Genomic DNA, 17404 nt, shown 5'->3' with positions numbered 1-17404 from the left:
GCAGGTATCCTGCTGCGGCTAAGGGAAAGAGCAGGAACGGGCGACGATACCAGCATGCTCAGATGGTAAGGTTTTATTAATCACTGGCTTCAGATCGTTGATTACGACAAAAAGGGATGGAAGGCGATAGAAATATAAAAATCAAACCCAGAGACGATCCACTAAAATAACCTGATTACACCCCCTCTATATAACTACGTAAAAAACCATAAGAGCACCTGTAGCTACCAATATTTAAAAAACATTGCCATTATAAGTCGGAATACTTCTAGATTAATTAGAAAACAAATCCGTCATTGTTTATAAAGAATTAAGGGAAAGGTCCAGTCAAGAAGCAGTATTTTCAATACACTGCTATATAAAATTAAGCAGGAAACCATAAATATCGCCAAATAATTATTAACATAATACATTGAAAATTAAAATAAATATTTACCCCTTCCATTCCTGAAGCTTAAAGACAAGCCGGGCCAGAGTTAATAACTCTAATTCGTGGTAAATATGCCACCATCAGGTTTCCCTCGAAGTTGAACGCCTCATTTATTTTTAACCATCAGTAAAGTCAGCGGATGCCGCCCCTTATTAATCATTAGTATCGCAAGCGTCTTTTCTGAGAAATTAACTTAGCCCAGATGCGCTAACACTCTGCTTTCCCAAAAAAACCGAATAATCAAAAGGCCTGTTTCCAATGCCATAAAAGAGCGCTAATAAAGCCAAATATAAATAAGCCATACCGAATACCAGCAAATAAAAGATAAAAAACCTTTTATAAGCGGCTCCACGCGGGAGAGCTAACGTCACTGAAGCAACCAGCGGGCCGCTCAGCCGCCAGGAAGAAAGCAGTTTTTCACACAGCGGCATTTAACGTGCCAGGATTAAACGCAGCGGGATACACGCAGATGGGCCTTCACTTATTAACGAGGATTTTATGACGCTGCGATCGCTTCAGGCACTTTGCCTTGTGAATTTTTTTATGGCGGACGTAAGGGATGGGTTAGGCCCTTTTTTAGGCATCTTTCTGACTGAACACCACTGGAGAGCGGACGATATTGGTTGGGTGATGACGGCAGGCGGTCTGGCTGGGCTGGTCGCCACTATCCCTGCGGGGCTGATAACGGATGCGACCCAGTATAAACGACTGCTGCTTATTATCGGTTCGCTTGTCATCACCTTTTCAACGCTGCTGCTCTGGTATTTTCCCGAGCCGTGGGTCACGCTTCTCTCGCAAATCCTGACCGGCCTCTCGGCAGCCTTTATCGCGCCTGTACTCACCGGCATCACGCTTGGCTTAACCGGGCCGGATAAATTCAGCCATCAGATGGGCAGAAACGAAGCCTTTAACCACGGCGGCAATATGTCAGCGGCGATCGCCGCCGGGATTTCCGTCGCCTGGTGGGGCACAGGCGCCGTCTTTGCGTTAATGACCGCTATGGCATTGTGCGCGGCGCTTTCTGTCTTAGCTATCAGGCATCAGGATATCGACAATCGACTCGCCCGTGGCTTAAGCGGTGATGAAACCAGGCTTGTCGTGCCTGAGCTCTCGGTCCTTATTCGCAATCCAGCCGTTATCTTTATCGGGTTAACGCTGCTGCTGTTTCACCTCAGCAATGCCGCTCTGTTGCCCATGCTGAGTATGCATGCGGCAGTTTCACATCACGGCGCGATGCCTGTTGGCGTTTACACTGCCGCGACGGTGGTAATTTCGCAGTGCGTGATGATCCCGGTCGCGCTGTTTGCCGCCAGCCACGCGCAAAAATCAGGATATTCATTACTGATTACGGCAGCGCTACTGGTGTTGCCGGTGCGTGCCGCGCTCGCCTCTGCATACACTGGTCCTTACGCGATGATCCCGGTTCAGGTGCTTGATGGCCTGGCGGCCGGACTGCTGGGCGTGGCGGTACCAGGGTATATCGTTAAGGTGCTGGAGGGAAGCGGACATACCAATGCAGGCCAGGGCATCATTATGCTTATGCAGGGGGTCGGGGCCGCGATGAGTCCGGCGCTGGCGGGCAGCGTTGCAGCCCGTTATTCCTATAGCACGGCTTTCGCAGTGCTGGGCATTATTGCCCTGACGGCGCTAATGATCTGGTGGGCTGCCAGCCGCTTCCACCGGGAGCAGCCTGAGTCCCATCGATCATGAATACCTTTAAAGGGAATAAACAATCGTTGCCGGTACGATACTGTAAGCACTGCAGAAAGCCGATGACCTGGCGAAAGAAATGGGAAAAATGCTGGGATGAAGTGCAGTATTGCTCCGAACGCTGTCGGCGTGAGGCTAAACGGTGCGCGAGTGATATAAAGACGTGATACAGCACCGTCATTTAGCGGCTGAGAACAGATCGCGGGCATCGCGATCTGTTCTTCAGGCGACACAAACCTCTGCAGCGGTGTTTTGCCGCCGGGCTGCTGGGCCGATAAGCGCCAGGCAAGGGCTTCAGGCGGTCATCAGCATAGCGAAGGCGTCGCCGATCATCTTCAGGCTGCTCAGCAACAGCACGCGCTGCGCCTGCTCCAGACGTAAATAACGCCGCAGCGGAGGCATACGGCAAACCACTTCGCTGGCTCCCCAGGGTTCAATAACGCAGTACCAGCCATGCGGATCCACCTCCAGTTTTATGCTGCGATAATCCAGCTCGCCCAGCGTTTCACACAGACGAGGAAACCCGTTCAGCCAGGCTGCTGTCGCCTGCCCGGCAGGCTGACGCGAGCGGAACTGAACAGGACGCCGCCGCAGCCTGCCGGGCTGATGCACATCGATACGAAAGGATGCGGTCTGCGCCGCCGCGCCGCGGCAGCTAAACCGGCTACTGATAATTGAGGCCATAAACAGCCGCCGGGTATGCAACCTGATCGCGACCTGCTGTTGTTTGTCCAGCTGCAACTGGAATCCATCGCTGTCCTGGCTCAGCGGCCAGCCGGCAAGATCGCGCGCGAGGGCGGTCAGCATGATGGCTACACCAGCGAGCGCAGCACATCGGGGACGCCAGCGGCGGGTTCGCCGTGGCGTGCAAATGCGCGGTCCAGCACCTCTTCAACGGCGACCGGCCGGAAAGGATTCACCCGCTGCACCAGCACCGTCCACACCAGCGCATAGGCTGCTGTCACCGCCAGCATAATACCGAAAGGTATCAGAATATCGCTTTTGTGCATGCCCGGCGGGGTGATATTCAGAATAGCGATAATGATACCCACGCTGGAAATGATTTGCGGCAGCGGGAAAAGCGGCGAGCGGTAAGCGCGCGGCAGATCCGGACGACGCAGGCGCAGCAGCACCACCGATAAGGTCACCAGAAGGTAGGCTACACCCCAGGCACATACGGCCGCGAGGATCAGCGGCACAATACGGTCGAGGCTGCCCTGTAAATACCATGCATGCAGACAGGGAATAGCGACCGCAACCGCTATGGCCGCCAGCGGCGTTTTGAAACGCGGATGTAGCCAGGTGAGGAAACGCGGCAACGCCCCGTCCAGCGCCATGCCATAAAGAATACGCGGCACGGCGGCCATCAGCGTATTAATGGTGGCTGCGCCTGCCAGCAGCAGTCCGAAACCGAGCCAGTACTGTCCAAAATCGCCCATAACGCGATGGGCGAAGGCGGGGATAGCCATCGGCGTATCAAGCAGATGCACGCCGTTAGCCGCATCGACCACCACATTTTCCACCTGACGATTAATCGCCGCGCCGTAGAGAAACATGCAGGATGCGACGCCGCACAGACCAAGCGCCATCGCGCGGGGAATGGTGCGATGCGCCTGCTTAATTTCCGGCGCCATCGGCGTCACCAGCTCGCAGCCAACGAACATAAACATCGCCATACCGATATAACCGAACAGCCCTGAAAGATCGTGCAAATCCAGCGTGCTGCCGAACCAGCCAGGCAGGTGCGTTGCTGGCGCCATAAGTATTCCGCACAGGCCGAAAATAGCGAGTGTTGACCACATAATGAATGTCAGCACCACTTCAACCTTGCCAAATATTTCGACGCCGAGCGCATTAAGAAAGCCAAAAATAATGACCAGGCCGACGCCGACCAGCCAGGTGCTGTGATGCGCATCAAGATGAGCGTTAAGCGTCTCAAAGTTCACCAGCGCCATAATTCCTGAAAGGATGGTTTCCGCCGTGCCGGCAAAGATATGCACGATAAGATAGGCGCACAGCGCGCCGACGATAGCGAAGAAACGCCCCATGCCGCATGAAATATAGTCGTAAACCGATCCGGTGGTGGGCATCAGCGTAGCCGCTTCAGAAAAAGTGGTGATTTGCGCCTGCATCATGATAAATGCGATCAGCACCGCTAGCGCGAAGGTATCGCCGCCCATGCCGAAGCCGCTGGTGACGGTCAGGATGACAGGACTTGCCATAATCAACCCGACTGAACTGGCTAAGGTCGTTGGAAAACCCACTACGCCGCGCTCAAGCAGCGACCCAAGTTTGTTATTGTTCATATTTACCCCGGCAATGTAATTAACGGTGATACGCTCATGCTCATTAAAAACAAGCCTGGGGACGGTGGGAAATCGTCCGAAGGGATGAGAGCCAGGCGTTCAACTTACAGTTATTTATTTATTATCAGCCTGTTGCTTAATTTCTTCGCTGTCATCTCTTTTTCATATGAACGTGATCGTTCGCGCGTTTTAACGCGGCGCGCAGCGGCAAAAGGGCGGGGAAACGGCGGCCAGCAGGCCGCCTGGAGGATTAGCGGGATTCGACATTAGCGAGGTAACACTTCACAAAGCGAGGCGTTAATACTTTCCACAGCACCGTCGTGCCCTGTTCGGCAAACCAGGTGTCACCTTTCTGATAGCGCGTGGTTTCACCGGTGGTTTCGACCGTCAGCTCGACTTCGCCTTCCAGCACCGTAGCCTGTTCAGTAAAGGGATAGGTCATGCTGAAACTGCCTTGCGTTGATGAAAACAGCCCGCAGGAAAAAGCGTCCTGCGGCTCGCCATAAATCATTAGGCCTGCCACCTGTGGATCGCCCTCAATTGGCGTGGCGCCGAGCAGGCTGACGCTACCAATCGGATGCAGTTCGGGAATAGGATCGTTTAACTTTATCACTTTCATCTTTTTCTCCAGTCACTTAGCTACGGCCATTCCAGTAGCCAGCGGTTTGATGTAATAACTTGCCCGCCGTGACCAGCATCAGACGCATGCTGTCGCGGCCATGAATACGGGCGTGGGGAATTTTGCTTAGCAGGTCATAGCGCGCAGAGCCGCCGTTAATCCCTTCCGCAAGGACTTTACAAATAATGTGCGACGGCGTGACGCCAAAGCCGGAATAGCCCTGTACGTAAAACACATTGTTATGCTGGCTTAAGGTGCCAATTTGCGGGAACAGGTTGGCGCTGCACGCCATCGGACCGCCCCAGGCGAAGTCGATCTTCACATCGTGCAGATAAGGGAAAACCTGCAACATCAGCGTGCGGTTCCAGGCAGCGAAATCGCGCGGCGTATATTCAACAAAGCGCGTGGCGCTGCCAAACAGCAGACGGTTTTCACGGGTGAGGCGGTAATAGTTGATCACGGGCCGGATATCGCTGAAGGCGCCGCGAATGGGGCTAATGCGCTCCACCAGCGCGTCGGACAGCGGCTCGGTGGCGATCTGATAGGAGTAGGTCACCAGAGTTTTGTTATGGATCTCCGGCTCAAGGTTGTTGAGGAAGCTATCGCACGCCCACAGCAGCTTAGCGGCGCGTACGCTGCCCATCGCGGTGCGGACGCGTACCTGTTTGCCATATTCCACCTCGACGACGGGCGAGGACTCATAAATCTTCACCCCCAGCGAGGTTGCGGCCTGCGCCGAACCGAGCAGCATATTGAGGGAGTGGATCTGTCCTCCTCCCATATGCTTAAGCGCCGCGCAGTAGACGTCCGAACCAATTACCTTGTGGACGTCGCTGCCGGTGTAAAGCGCAATATCCTGATCGGGCTCGGCGGATTTAAACTCCTTTTCCCACTGGCGCAGGGTCTTTTCCTGTCGCTTGTTATAGGCGAGATAGCCGTAGCCGGGTACAAAATCCGCATCGATCTGGTACTTTTTAATACGCTCGCGAATGATGCCCGCGCCCATATTCGCCATGGCAAACAGCGATGCCATCCCCTCTTTGCCGACGTGCTTTTTCACCGCCTCGATATCGTGGCCGATACCCGCCATCACCTGGCCGCCATTGCGGCCTGTGCCGCCGTAGCCGAGGTGGCGCGCTTCCAGGATGACCACGCGGGTAATGCCCTGTTCCGCCAGTTCCAGCGCGGTATTAACGCCAGAGAAGCCGCCGCCAATGATCACCACATCCGCGTCGATATCTTCAGTCAATGCCGGAAAATGCAGATGATATTTTTTCGTGGCGCCGTAATAGTTCAGCGCATCAATTTTGATGTTCATCCTCGTACCCTGTCTGAATGTCAAACCGGTTGAGATAACACCACGTTGCGCAGAACAGGCACTATCGCCCATAAGAAGGAGGAGGGATGACTGGCACTGCGATATGTGGGCCAGGCCACAAAAAACCCGGCAAAGCCGGGTAAATAAAGGACTATTTATGGGCGCTCCGGCCCGGCGTCAGCAATCGCCTTACCGCGTTCCGTATCGCTGAACTTGCGGAAGTTCTCGTGGAACATTGCGGCAAGCTCGCGCGCTTTGCTGTGCCATTTATCGTGGCTTTCCCAGCTGTTGCGTGGGTCGAGCTGCTGGCTATTGACGCCTGGCAGCCGCAGCGGCATTGACAGGTTAAAGACGGGCAGAGTAGTTCGCGGTACATCATCCAGCTGATCCCCCAGAATTGCGTTGATAATGGCCCGCGTATCTTTGATGGAGATGCGCTCGCCGCGGCCGTTCCAGCCGGTATTCACCAGCCATACCTGCGCCTGCACCTGACTGATTCGCTTTAGCAGCACGTCAGCATAGACATCTGGATGCAGCGTCAGGAACGCCGCGCCAAAGCAGGCGGAAAAGGTCGGCGTGGGCGCGCTGATGCCGCGCTCGGTACCCGCTAGCTTAGAGGTGAAACCTGACAGGAAGTACCAGGCTATCTGATCGCCCGTTAGCTGGCTGATGGGGGGAAACACGCCAAAAGCGTCAGCGGTCAGAAAAATAATTTTCTGCGCATGGCCGGCAGCGGAAACGGGCCTGACGCGATTAGCGATATGCGTAAGCGGATAGGAGACGCGGGTATTTTCCGTTTTGCTGCCGTCGGCATAGTCAACCTCGCCACGATCGTTGGTTACGACATTCTCCAGCAGAGCATCTCGTCGGATCGCCTGGAAAATCTCCGGCTCTGCCGCAGGCGAAAGATTGATGGTTTTGGCGTAGCAACCCCCTTCATAGTTAAACACGCCGTCATCGTCCCAGCCGTGTTCGTCATCGCCAATCAGCTGGCGCTGCGGATCGGTAGAAAGCGTGGTTTTCCCGGTGCCGGAGAGGCCGAAAAAAAGCGCGACATCGCCCTTGCTGCCCACGTTGGCGGAGCAGTGCATCGAGGCGATACCGCGTGCCGGCATCAGCGTATTCATCACTGAGAACAGCCCTTTTTTCATCTCGCCACCGTACCAGGTGCCACCGATCAGCTGCATCTTTTCCGTCAGACTGAAGGCCACGAAATTCTCGGAGTTAAGTCCCTGCTCGCGCCAGTGCGGATTGGTACACTTCGCGCCGTTCATCACCACAAAATCAACCGGAAAGTGGCGCAGCTCTTCGGGAGAAGGGCGGATAAACATATTGGTGACAAAGTGCGCCTGCCAGGCGACTTCCGTAACAAACCGCACGCCGAGCCGCGTTTCAGGGTTAGCGCCGCACCAGGCATCCACAACAAACAGACGCTTGCCGGAGAGCTGCTCCGTAACGCACGCTTTTAAACGCTGCCATACGGCAGGCGTAATCGGCTGATTATCGTTCTTGCCCTGTCCCGCATCGGACCACCACAGGCGATCGCGGCTGGCCTCATCGCGTACGATATATTTGTCACGAGGCGAGCGCCCGGTAAATTCGCCCGTATCGACGGCGACAGCGCCCGACGTCGTCACCACCGCCTTTTCGTAGCCCGTTAGCGACGGTCGGGTCTCTTCAATAAACAGCGTGTCATAGTCGGGGTTATAAACGATATCTGCGATTTCGCGCAGGCCAAGGCGTTCCAGCGAGGCAAGCAGCTCTGCTGAGATCTTCATCTGTACTCTCCGGTAGAAAAAGGGGGCGCAAGCGCCCCCTGAGATCAGGCCGTTACCGCATGCTGCTGATGCGGCGTGGCGTGAAACTGACGTTTGAAATAGATCAGACCCTGGCCTTCGCTGGCCAGCGTGATGTGTTTTATCTCCAGCAGATAAACCCGATGCGTGCCGATGGTCTGGATCTGCTGAATTTCGCCTTCAAGGCTGGCCAGCGCCTGTTGCAGGATCGGCTGCTGCAACGCGCCCCCGCGCCAGCCATCCAGCGTAAAGCGCTGCTCCATGCTCAGTTCAGTCATCCCGGCGAAATGGCGCGCCATCTCCTCCTGTTGGTGATTAAGCACGTTGACGCACATCTTGCCGTTTTGCTCAAACACCGGCACCATCGCGCTGCGATTGTTAATGCAGACCAGCAAGGTAGGCGGCGTATCGGTGACCGAGCAAACGGCGGTGGCTGTGATGCCGCAGCGCCCGGCGCTGCCCTGCGTAGTGACGATATTCACGGCTGCTGGCAGGCTGGCCATCGCGTCGCGGAAATTCAGGCGATGCTGTTCTTCTCTGGACATGATTACCTCTTTTACTTAAGCAGACGATCGAGCTGATTAATATCGGTGTTATTGTGCAGATGCGGCACGGTCCAGCCGTTGCGGTCGTAGTCAGCGAGACAGCGATCCACCATCTCCATCATACTTTTCATATTGCCGGAGCCCTGCGCGTGGCGCAGACACTGCAGGCGCACCTCATCCTGGCTTCCGGCGTAGTTAATCTCATAGAGTTCATGGCGTCCGCCAAACTCGCTGCCGATAGCGTCCCACATCAGCTTCAGGATTTTGATGCGCTGCTCGTGATCCATGCCATTCGAGCCACGCACGTACTGCGCCAGATAGCGGTCGATTTCCGGGTTATTCAGGTCGCGCACGCTGGATGGCAGATAGATCAGACTGCTGGTGACGTTGCTTTCAATGATGTTTTTGATTTTGGCGTAGGCCATCGGGGCCATCACGCGGTAGGTCTGCATCGCCTGCATATCAGGCAGCCATGCGCCGTTCTTCCACGGCTGCGCTTCGGCCGCCATTGCGTCGCTCAGCGACCAGAAGAGGTTGCGCCACGCCACGACTTCCCCCAGCGCCGCCTGTACGCCGCGGAACTCCAGCACGCCCGAACACTCCAGGCTTTTTTGCAGCAGCGCGGTGACAAAATCGAGCTTCACTGCCAGGCGCACGCAGGCCTGCATTGGATAAAGACGGGCGAACCCGGCTTCGATGCTCCAGCGGCGGCAGCGGTCAAAATCGCGGTAAATCAGCACGTTTTCCCAGGGGATAAGCACCTTATCCATCACCAGAATCGCATCGTTTTCATCGAAGCGGCTGGAGAGCGGATAATCAAACGGCGCACCCGTCACACCAGCTACCAGTTCATAGGAGGCGCGCGAGATAAGCTTGACGCCCTCGGCATCCATCGGCGCCACAAACATCAGGGCGAAGCTCGGATCCTCTCCCATCACCTGCGCCGAACCGAACCCAATAAAGTTGTAATGCGTCAGCGCCGAGTTGGTCGCTACCACCTTAGCGCCGCTGACAATAATCCCTGCATCGGTCTCTTTCTCGACCTTAACGTAAACATCCTTCACTTCATCCGCCGGTTTATGACGATCGATAGGCGGGTTAACGATAGCGTGGTTGAAGTAGAGACCCGCTTCCTGAATGCGCTGATACCAGCGACGCGCGTTATCGGCATATTCGCCGTAAAATTCCGGGTTCGCGCCCAGTGAGCAGCCGAATGCGGCTTTATAGTCTGGCGTGCGGCCCATCCAGCCGTAGGTCAGTCGCGACCAGTCGGCGATGGCGTCGCGTTGCTGGCGGATCTCCTCTGCCGAACGGGCGAAGCGGAAAGTGCGATGGGTATAACCGCCATTGCCGGTGTCTGTCTGCCAGCAGAGTTTGTCGTGCGTTTCCGGCGCGTGCAGCGCGTCATACAACGTTGAAACAGAGCCTGCCGCATTACGGAAGGCAGGATGAGTGGTGACATCTTTGACGCGTTCACCATAGATATAAATCTCGCGTCCGTCTTGCAGGCTTTTCAGGAACTCCTCCCCGGTAAAAGGGCGGTTAGCAGCGGCGCGATGATCTTCAGGTTTCATAGAATCTACCTCACAAAAGGGGACGCTTCGGGTACAAACGCCAGAGTTGTTATTTAAATGTTTATCTTGTGTTAATCGATTTAAGCTCTGTAACGCGAAGGCCGGAAGAGATGAATCAGGGGATTTCTGGTACTTTTCGCCACGGGCGGACAAAGTGAGAGCGGGATCAAACTCAATAAATCAGGGCGACAAGCAATAACGCTTCTCGCCCTGGCAGCGCGGGCGGTTAACGGTTACGGAACTGGCTGGGCGAGCAGCCGGCCATGCGGTGAAAGAAGCGGGCAAAATAGGCGGGATCTTTGTAGCCCAGCGCATAGGATATTTGGTTAACGCTGTCGCTGCTGAACAGCAGCTGGCGTTTTGCTTCCCGCAGCACGCGCTCAAAAATAAGTTTTTTGGGAGACTGGTTAGCAAAGCGGCGACAGATCTCCGTCAGCCGCGACTCGCTGATGCCCAGTTCGCGCGCATAATCCGGCACGGTGAGATGCTGACGAAAACAGGCGTCTATCATGCGGTTAAAGCGCTGAAACTGCCGCATTTCGCCGCGCACGCTGGTGGGCGACATTTCATCTGGCGGCGCTTCGCGCAGAACCTGGGTAAAGATGGCCTGCGCCAGCGCAACCAGCATCTGCTGCCTGCCCGGCGCGTTGCGCCTGAATTCAGCTGCAATTAACGCCCAGTAGGCGTGCAGCGCCTCCAGCGCCGCGGGGGAAGACTCAAGAGAAAGGCAAATGCCGGTGCGGTTAATGGCCTCCGCCTTGCCTGGCCACAGACTTTCCACCAGCGGCCAGATTAACTCCTGCCGCACGGTCAGCACGTGGCCGTCGCTGTCCGATTCGGTGATAAACGCGTGCGGCACCGAAGGCGGCGTAAGGATAAACAGCGGCGCCTTGAGAGCGTAAAAGTGCTCGTCCAGCTGCAGGGTAATTTTTCCTGTCACCAGCATATGCAGCTGAAATGAGCGATCGTGCCAGTGCGGGTGCATATCACGGCCAAAAAAGCTGGCCAGCCGCGCAAAAGTTTCATAGTGAACCTCTTCGCTGGCGTAGCGCGCATCGTACACCTTGCTGATATCGATATTTTCGAAGCCGCTCATGGTGTCTCCTGCCGCACGCCGCGCGCCGAAGCCGTATGCAGCCGCACCGTCGGATCGTCACGGTTCATCGGGATGCGCGTCAGCACCAGCGCGCCCAGCAACAGCAGCGCCGCAACAAACCACAGCCCTGAACTGAAGCTGCCGGTCAGATCTCGCAGGACACCAATCAGGAGCGGGCTGACCGCCGAGCCGACGTTGCCAAAGGCGTTGATCACCGCCAGTGCGACGGCACGTGCGGCAAAACTGATCGCCTGATCCGGCGTGGTCCAGAAAATCGCCATGGCGGTAAAAGCGGCGGAAGAGGCAATGATAATGCCAGCAAGCTGCAGCAGCGGATGGTCGCTCACCGAAGCAAGCAGCCAGCCCGCAGCCGCGGCCAGATAGGGCAAAATCGTATGGCGCTTACGCTCCTGCAAACGGTCAGAACGGCGGCTCCACCAGACCATCGCCAGAATGGTGCAGGCCTGTGGAATAGCTGCCAGCAGGCCAATCACAATATTGCTGCTGCCCTCATTAAAACTTTTCAGGATCTGCGGCGTCCAGATGTTGATGGCGCTCAGCGTATTGGTCAGGCAAAAGTAGGCGCAGGTATAGAGCAACACCACGGGTGTCAGAACCTCGCGCCATAAAGGTTTGCGCGCGGCGAAGTTCGGTTTTGGCATCTCGCGTTCGCGTTCGAGCATCGCCGTCAGCGCGCGTTTCTCTTCGTTGTCCAGCCAGCGTGCCTGCTCGGGGCGATCGTCCAGGAAAACCCAGGTGGCGACGCCGAGGATCGCCGAAGGCAGGCCTTCCAGCAGGAACAGCCACTGCCAGCCTTTCAGGCTCCAGACGCCATCCAGCGCCAGAATATAGCCCGAGAGAACGGAACCAATCATCATCGTCACCGGCATGGCTATCATAAACAGCGCATTGGCGCGGGCGCGAAAATGAGCGGGGAACCACCAGGTGAGATAGACCAGGATCCCCGGCAAAAAGCCCGCTTCAGCTATGCCAACCAGCATACGCAACAGGTAGAGCGTATGCGCGCTGGTGGCAAACAGCGTGCAGGTAGAGGCAATGCCCCATAAAACCATAATGCTGGCGATCCAGCGTCGCGCGCCAACTATGCTCAGCATAATATTGCTGGGAATACCGCACAGCACATAGGTGACGTAAAACAGGGTCGCGGCCAGACCAAACATGGTGGACGTTAAGCCAAGATCCTTGCCCATCGTAAGACCAGCGAAACCGATGTTGATACGGTCAAGGAAAGAGAAAACAAACAGGACGAACAGAAACACAATCAGGCGTCTGAAGAGCTTTTTCATCACGCGCTGTTCGGTTGCGGTCAGGCTGTTTTCTTCGTGCTGTTGCGTTAAGTTCGTCATGGTTTCTCCCGGCGGCTTAATAGACGGTCTGTTCGCCGCTCGCTGGTTTTTGTAGGGAAGGGCGGAACCGGGCGGCGAGCGCCTCGGCGCTGCGCGCTAACAGAGTGGTATCGACGCCGACCGCAACAAACAGCGTTCCTCGCTCCAGATAGCGCTGCGCCAGCGTTTCATTTGCCATCAGAATGCCTGGCGCTTTATCGGCGGCGAGGATTTTTTCAATGCAGCTGTCGATGGTCGCCTGCACCTCCGGGTGGGCCGGATTGCCCATAAAGCCCATGTCAGCGCTGAGATCGGCCGGACCAATGAACACGCCATCGACGCCCTCTACCGCCAGGATCGCATCAAGGTTTTCGACGCCCTGGCGGGTTTCAATCTGCACCAGCACGCACATCTGCGCGTCAGCCTGCTGCAGATAGTCGGGAATGCGGTTCCAGCGTGAAGCGCGCGCCAGCGCGCTGCCAACGCCGCGTATGCCGTGCGGCGGATAACGGCAGGCTTTTACCGCGCTGCGCGCGTCGTCAGCGCTCTGCACCATAGGCACCAGCAGCGTTTGTGCGCCGGTATCCAGCAGCTGCTTAATCACTACCGCGTCGTTCCAGGGCGGTCGCACCACTGGATGACTGGGATAGGGCGCGATAGCCTGGAGCTGGTCGAGCACCGAGCGCACGTCGTTTGGCGCGTGTTCGCCGTCAATAAGCAACCAGTCGAAGCCAGCGCCGGCGACCACTTCAGCGCTGTAGCTATTGGCAAGTCCGAGCCACAGGCCGATTTGTGGTTTTTTCGCGGCCAGCGCCTGTTTAAAGGTATTGGTGAGCATAGGTTCTCCTCAGACGAAGCGGCAGCTGACCGCGCCCATCACGCCGTAATCCACATGGAAGGTGTCGCCCTTGCGCGCGGCGACCGGGCGGGTAAAGGAGCCGCCAAGAATGATTTGCCCTGCCTCCAGCTGTACGTCATGCGGAGCCAGCTTGTTTGCCAGCCAGGCGACGCCGTTGGCCGGATGGTTCAGCACCGCCGCCGCTACGCCGGACTCTTCGATCACGCCGTTGCGGTACATCAGCGCCGATATCCAGCGCAAGTCTAACGCGTCAGGCTTAATCGGACGTCCGCCCATCACCACGCCCGCGTTGGCGGCGTTATCAGAAATGGTGTCGAAGACCTTGCGTGGACGCTGGGTTTCCGGGTCAATGCCGTGGCAGCGCGCATCGATAATCTCCAGCGCCGGAATGACATAATCAGTAGCGTTATAGACATCGAACAGCGTGCAGTTGGGCCCACGCAGCGGTTTGGCCAGCACAAACGCCAGTTCAACTTCCACGCGCGGCACGATAAAACGATCGACCGGAATATCGCTGCCATCCTCAAAGAACATGTCATCGAGCAGCGCGCCGTAGTCAGGCTCGCTGATCTGCGAACTAGCCTGCATCGCTTTAGAGGTCAGGCCGATCTTATGGCCTTTCAGCACGCGTCCTTCAGCGATTTTGGCGGCAACCCATTCACGCTGAATGGCGTAAGCGTCATCAATTGTCATTTCGCTGTGTCGCAGCGAAAGCTGGCGCGTTTGCTCGCGGTTCTGCTCTGCCTGGTGCAGTTCATGCGCCAGACGCTTAATCGTTTGCTGATCTAACATCGTCAGACTCCTGTCTGGTTCATTCCGCCGAAGCAGAGATATTTCACTTCTAAATAGTCTTCGATGCCGTAACGTGAGCCTTCACGTCCCAGCCCGGACTGCTTAATGCCCCCAAATGGCACCACTTCGTTAGAGATCAGCCCTTCGTTAATGCCGACCATGCCGCTCTCCAGCGCCTCGGCGACGCGCCAGCAGCGCTGCACATTTTGCGACCAGAAATAGGCAGCCAGCCCGCTCTCGCTCTCATTGGCCAGCGCAATGGCTTCTTTTTCCGAGTGAAAGCGAAACAGCGGCGCGACCGGACCAAAGGTTTCCTCTTGCGCAATACGCATCGCGGGCGTGACATTGGTCAGCACCGTGGGTTGCCAGAACTGTCCGCCCAGGCTGTGCGCTTTACCGCCGGTCAGCACCGTCGCGCCCTGGCGTACGGCATCCGCAATATGCTCTTCCACTTTGCGGCACGCGGCGCGTGAGATAAGCGGGCCCTGCTGTGACTGGGGATGGCTCGCAGGCCCGACCCTCAGCTCCGCCACCGCTGCGGCAAAGCGCTCTGCGAAGGCATCGTAGATACCGTCCTGCACCAGAATGCGGTTAGCGCAGACGCAGGTCTGACCGCTGTTGCGAAATTTCGCCGCCAGCGCGCCGGTTACTGCGCTCTCCAGGTCGGCATCGTCAAAAACAATCAGCGGTGCATTGCCGCCAAGCTCCAGCGACAGTTTTTTCACCGTTTCGGCGCACTGGGCCATCAGCAGCTTGCCGATGCGGGTTGAGCCGGTGAAAGAGAGTTTGCGTACGGTGGGGCTTGCGGTAAGCGCCGCACCAACGGCGACCGCGTCGCTTGAAGTGATAATATTGAGCACGCCAGAGGGCAGACCGGCCTCTTCCGCCAGCGCAGCCAGCGCCAGCGCGGACAACGGTGTCTCCGCCGCCGGTTTCAGGACGACGGTACAGCCCGCTGCCAGCGCCGGACCGACTTTGCGCGTGATCATCGCGCAGGGAAAATTCCATGGCGTAATGGCGGCAACCACGCCAACCGACTGCTTAATGGTTAGCAGGCGGCGCTGCGACGAGGGTGAGGGAATGGTTTCGCCATAAGTACGTTTGCCTTCTTCCGCAAACCACTCAATAAAACTGGCGCCGTAGGCGATTTCGCCCAGCGCCTCATTCAAGGGTTTGCCCTGCTCCTCGCTGAGCAACTGAGCCAGCGGCATCTGGTGCAGGGTAATCAGCTTGAACCAGCGTTTAAGAATAACGCTGCGCTCGTGGGCCGTTATAGCGCGCCAGGTCGTTAATGCCTGTTCGGCCGCCGCCACCGCGGAGAGGGTTTCAGCAGCGCCTAAATCCGCTACCTGGGCAAGCACTTCACCGGTCGCCGGATTGCAGACATTAAACTGTTTACCGTTAAGCGCCTGGACCCACTCACCGTTGATATAGGCGTGTTGCCGACGAATCTGTATCTCATCTTTCATGACAGCCTCCTCAGCGGTAGAGCGCGTGCGCATTGTTCTGTTTGAAGTTCAGCACCGGATGCAGTTCCTCAACGGCCAGCGAAAGGGCCAGATAGCGGCTGGCGCTTAATGGCGCAAAGTGCGTCTTAACGATCTCGAACAGCACGGTCATAACCGGCTGTAGCTCCTCCAGGGCGCGGCCATGGCCAATTTTCAGCGTCATATGCACAAAGCTGAAATCGTGTTTGCCATCGGCCATCAGCCAGGTATCGATCCAGTGCGCGCGACTGCGAATGCCGCCTGCCGGAAAGATGCCGCTGCTGGCGAGATGCTGATTAACCTTCGCGAACAAGCCGGGCAGATCGGCCTGCTGGCGAATGTTTTCGGTGCATTCGGCGATAAAGTGGGGCATTTAAGACTCCGCGAGATAAGAGGCTGCCGCGCTACGCGCAGCAGCCAGTGGGTTACAGGGTATTGCCGAGCTTGTAGCCGGTCTCTGCTTCGCCTTTGCGGGTGTAGGAAAAGCCATCCGCGCCGATGGTTACCGCCATTTCGCTCGCCTCCTCGCGTTCGCGTACTGGCTGTGGTTGACCATCCAGCCCCAGCACCAGCGAACCGTCGGTGTACCAGCTTGGAACCACCGGCGTGCCCCACCAGTCGCGACGCTGGTTGTCATGCACATCCCAGCTCACCACTGGGTTGTCCGGGTCGCCGGTGTAGTAGTCCTGGGTATAGATTTCGATGCGGTGTCCATCCGGATCGCGGATGTAGAGATAGAAAGCGTTCGACACGCCGTGTCGACCTGGGCCACGCTCGATCATGTCCGATTTACGCAGCGCGCCAAGCTTGTCGCAAATTGCCAGGATGTTATGTTTTTCATGCGTGGCGAAAGCGATATGGTGCATGCGCGGGCCCGCGCCGCCTGTCATCGCGGTGTCGTGTACGGTCGCTTTACGACGCATCCATGCGGCATAGACCGTGCCGTTATCGTCGCGGATATCTTCAGTTACGCGGAAGCCCAGCCCTTCGATATACTCCACCGCTTTTGGTACGTCAGGCGTGATCTGGTTGAAGTGGTCGAGGCGAACCAGCGCGCCTGGGGTATAAAGCTCATAACGCCACGCCAGACGCTCAACGTGCTGCACGTCATAGAAGAATTCATAGGGAAAGCCGAGCGGATCTTCCACTCGTACGGAGTCGCCAATGCCTTTAACGAAGCCGTTAACGCGGCGTTCGGTTTTACAGCCAAGCGCCTGATAATACGCTTCAGCGCGATCGACATCTTCCGGGCTGCGCACGCGAAATGCGAAGGCGGCTACGGCGGCTACCGGACCTTCACGCAGCACCACGTTGTGGTGGATAAACTCCTCCAGCGAACGCAGATAAAGCGTTTTTTCATCTTCAGCCGTAACGTGCAGGCCGAGGATATCGACATAAAACTCACGCGAAGCTTTCAGATCGGTGACCTGGATTTCCATATAGGCGCAGCGCAACACATCCGGCGCCGGCAGCTTTGCGGTTAATTTTTTTGTTGTCATTGTTATCTCCTTTCAGGGTAAGAAATA

Annotated in this window: 16 protein-coding genes and 1 pseudogene; 2 read left to right on the top strand and 15 right to left on the bottom strand. The window is 56.8% G+C overall.

Annotated elements, in window-relative coordinates; all coding sequences use genetic code 11:
- Positions 1-618: 618 nt before the first annotated feature.
- On the bottom strand, positions 619-861 hold the full coding sequence (locus EKL29_RS23000) for a hypothetical protein (protein WP_148104574.1): 243 nt from the start codon (positions 859-861) through the stop codon (positions 619-621).
- A 67-nt stretch (positions 862-928) separates the two neighbouring features.
- Between EKL29_RS23000 and EKL29_RS08660 the strand changes: the two genes are divergently transcribed.
- On the top strand, positions 929-2140 hold the full coding sequence (locus tag EKL29_RS08660) for an MFS transporter (protein WP_120456936.1): 1212 nt from the start codon (positions 929-931) through the stop codon (positions 2138-2140).
- Positions 2137-2307 (top strand): DUF2256 domain-containing protein, encoded by a 171-nt coding sequence (locus tag EKL29_RS08655; protein WP_120456938.1) that lies wholly within the window; start codon positions 2137-2139, stop codon positions 2305-2307. The genes EKL29_RS08660 and EKL29_RS08655 overlap by 4 nt, the downstream gene beginning before the upstream one ends.
- A gap of 127 nt (positions 2308-2434) precedes the next feature.
- Here the strand turns inward: EKL29_RS08655 and EKL29_RS08650 are convergent, their stop codons facing one another.
- From EKL29_RS08650 to hpaD, 14 genes and pseudogenes are all read right to left on the bottom strand, one after another.
- Complete coding sequence (locus tag EKL29_RS08650) at positions 2435-2947, bottom strand: DUF3156 family protein (protein WP_120456940.1); 513 nt, start codon at positions 2945-2947, stop codon at positions 2435-2437.
- A gap of 5 nt (positions 2948-2952) precedes the next feature.
- Complete coding sequence (locus EKL29_RS08645; protein ID WP_120456942.1) at positions 2953-4446, bottom strand: APC family permease; 1494 nt, start codon at positions 4444-4446, stop codon at positions 2953-2955.
- Between the two features lie 250 nt (positions 4447-4696).
- Positions 4697-5065, bottom strand: coding sequence for a cupin domain-containing protein (locus EKL29_RS08640; RefSeq protein ID WP_126689388.1), 369 nt, complete (start codon positions 5063-5065; stop codon positions 4697-4699).
- Between the two features lie 16 nt (positions 5066-5081).
- A complete protein-coding gene (locus EKL29_RS08635; protein WP_120456946.1) occupies positions 5082-6383 on the bottom strand; it encodes an FAD-binding oxidoreductase in 1302 nt (433 codons plus the stop codon).
- 155 nt (positions 6384-6538) lie between these two features.
- Positions 6539-8161, bottom strand: a complete 1623-nt coding sequence (gene pckA / locus EKL29_RS08630) for a phosphoenolpyruvate carboxykinase (ATP) (protein WP_126689387.1) — start codon at positions 8159-8161, stop codon at positions 6539-6541.
- Between the two features lie 44 nt (positions 8162-8205).
- On the bottom strand, positions 8206-8724 hold the full coding sequence (gene hpaC, locus EKL29_RS08625) for a 4-hydroxyphenylacetate 3-monooxygenase, reductase component (protein ID WP_120456949.1): 519 nt from the start codon (positions 8722-8724) through the stop codon (positions 8206-8208).
- A gap of 11 nt (positions 8725-8735) precedes the next feature.
- Positions 8736-10298 carry a 4-hydroxyphenylacetate 3-monooxygenase, oxygenase component gene (gene hpaB, locus EKL29_RS08620; protein ID WP_120456951.1) on the bottom strand — a complete coding sequence of 521 codons (1563 nt, stop codon included), beginning with the start codon at positions 10296-10298 and terminating at the stop codon, positions 8736-8738.
- A gap of 226 nt (positions 10299-10524) precedes the next feature.
- Positions 10525-11394, bottom strand: coding sequence for a 4-hydroxyphenylacetate catabolism regulatory protein HpaA (hpaA, locus tag EKL29_RS08615; RefSeq protein WP_120456953.1), 870 nt, complete (start codon positions 11392-11394; stop codon positions 10525-10527).
- A gap of 15 nt (positions 11395-11409) precedes the next feature.
- Positions 11410-12761, bottom strand: a pseudogene (gene hpaX / locus EKL29_RS08610) (4-hydroxyphenylacetate permease); the annotation flags it as partial.
- A gap of 16 nt (positions 12762-12777) precedes the next feature.
- Complete coding sequence (gene hpaI / locus EKL29_RS08605; protein WP_126689385.1) at positions 12778-13578, bottom strand: 4-hydroxy-2-oxoheptanedioate aldolase; 801 nt, start codon at positions 13576-13578, stop codon at positions 12778-12780.
- A 9-nt stretch (positions 13579-13587) separates the two neighbouring features.
- The gene (gene hpaH, locus EKL29_RS08600) at positions 13588-14391 is read right to left on the bottom strand and encodes a 2-oxo-hept-4-ene-1,7-dioate hydratase (protein ID WP_120456959.1); all 804 of its coding nucleotides are present in this window, start codon (positions 14389-14391) and stop codon (positions 13588-13590) included.
- A gap of 2 nt (positions 14392-14393) precedes the next feature.
- Entirely contained in the window at positions 14394-15860 is a 1467-nt protein-coding gene (locus EKL29_RS08595) for an NAD-dependent succinate-semialdehyde dehydrogenase (protein WP_120456961.1), read from the bottom strand.
- A gap of 10 nt (positions 15861-15870) precedes the next feature.
- A complete protein-coding gene (locus tag EKL29_RS08590) occupies positions 15871-16251 on the bottom strand; it encodes a 5-carboxymethyl-2-hydroxymuconate Delta-isomerase (RefSeq protein WP_120456963.1) in 381 nt (126 codons plus the stop codon).
- A gap of 52 nt (positions 16252-16303) precedes the next feature.
- Positions 16304-17377 (bottom strand): 3,4-dihydroxyphenylacetate 2,3-dioxygenase, encoded by a 1074-nt coding sequence (gene hpaD / locus EKL29_RS08585; protein WP_120456965.1) that lies wholly within the window; start codon positions 17375-17377, stop codon positions 16304-16306.
- Between the last annotated feature and the right edge of the window lie 27 nt (positions 17378-17404).

This window comes from Pantoea sp. YU22 (assembly GCF_003970755.1).
GTDB classification, from domain to species: domain Bacteria; phylum Pseudomonadota; class Gammaproteobacteria; order Enterobacterales; family Enterobacteriaceae; genus Pantoea; species Pantoea piersonii.
The sequence above is the reverse complement of the archived record's forward strand: the minus strand, read 5'-3'. Positions and strand labels throughout refer to the sequence as shown.

Coding starts and splice junctions, on each gene's coding strand:
- EKL29_RS23000 (WP_148104574.1), bottom strand. CDS start 861: ATGCCGCTGTGTGAAAAACTGCTTTCTTCCTGGCGGCTGAGCGGCCCG.
- EKL29_RS08660 (WP_120456936.1), top strand. CDS start 929: ATGACGCTGCGATCGCTTCAGGCACTTTGCCTTGTGAATTTTTTTATG.
- EKL29_RS08655 (WP_120456938.1), top strand. CDS start 2,137: ATGAATACCTTTAAAGGGAATAAACAATCGTTGCCGGTACGATACTGT.
- EKL29_RS08650 (WP_120456940.1), bottom strand. CDS start 2,947: ATGCTGACCGCCCTCGCGCGCGATCTTGCCGGCTGGCCGCTGAGCCAG.
- EKL29_RS08645 (WP_120456942.1), bottom strand. CDS start 4,446: ATGAACAATAACAAACTTGGGTCGCTGCTTGAGCGCGGCGTAGTGGGT.
- EKL29_RS08640 (WP_126689388.1), bottom strand. CDS start 5,065: ATGAAAGTGATAAAGTTAAACGATCCTATTCCCGAACTGCATCCGATT.
- EKL29_RS08635 (WP_120456946.1), bottom strand. CDS start 6,383: ATGAACATCAAAATTGATGCGCTGAACTATTACGGCGCCACGAAAAAA.
- pckA (WP_126689387.1), bottom strand. CDS start 8,161: ATGAAGATCTCAGCAGAGCTGCTTGCCTCGCTGGAACGCCTTGGCCTG.
- hpaC (WP_120456949.1), bottom strand. CDS start 8,724: ATGTCCAGAGAAGAACAGCATCGCCTGAATTTCCGCGACGCGATGGCC.
- hpaB (WP_120456951.1), bottom strand. CDS start 10,298: ATGAAACCTGAAGATCATCGCGCCGCTGCTAACCGCCCTTTTACCGGG.
- hpaA (WP_120456953.1), bottom strand. CDS start 11,394: ATGAGCGGCTTCGAAAATATCGATATCAGCAAGGTGTACGATGCGCGC.
- hpaI (WP_126689385.1), bottom strand. CDS start 13,578: ATGCTCACCAATACCTTTAAACAGGCGCTGGCCGCGAAAAAACCACAA.
- hpaH (WP_120456959.1), bottom strand. CDS start 14,391: ATGTTAGATCAGCAAACGATTAAGCGTCTGGCGCATGAACTGCACCAG.
- EKL29_RS08595 (WP_120456961.1), bottom strand. CDS start 15,860: ATGAAAGATGAGATACAGATTCGTCGGCAACACGCCTATATCAACGGT.
- EKL29_RS08590 (WP_120456963.1), bottom strand. CDS start 16,251: ATGCCCCACTTTATCGCCGAATGCACCGAAAACATTCGCCAGCAGGCC.
- hpaD (WP_120456965.1), bottom strand. CDS start 17,377: ATGACAACAAAAAAATTAACCGCAAAGCTGCCGGCGCCGGATGTGTTG.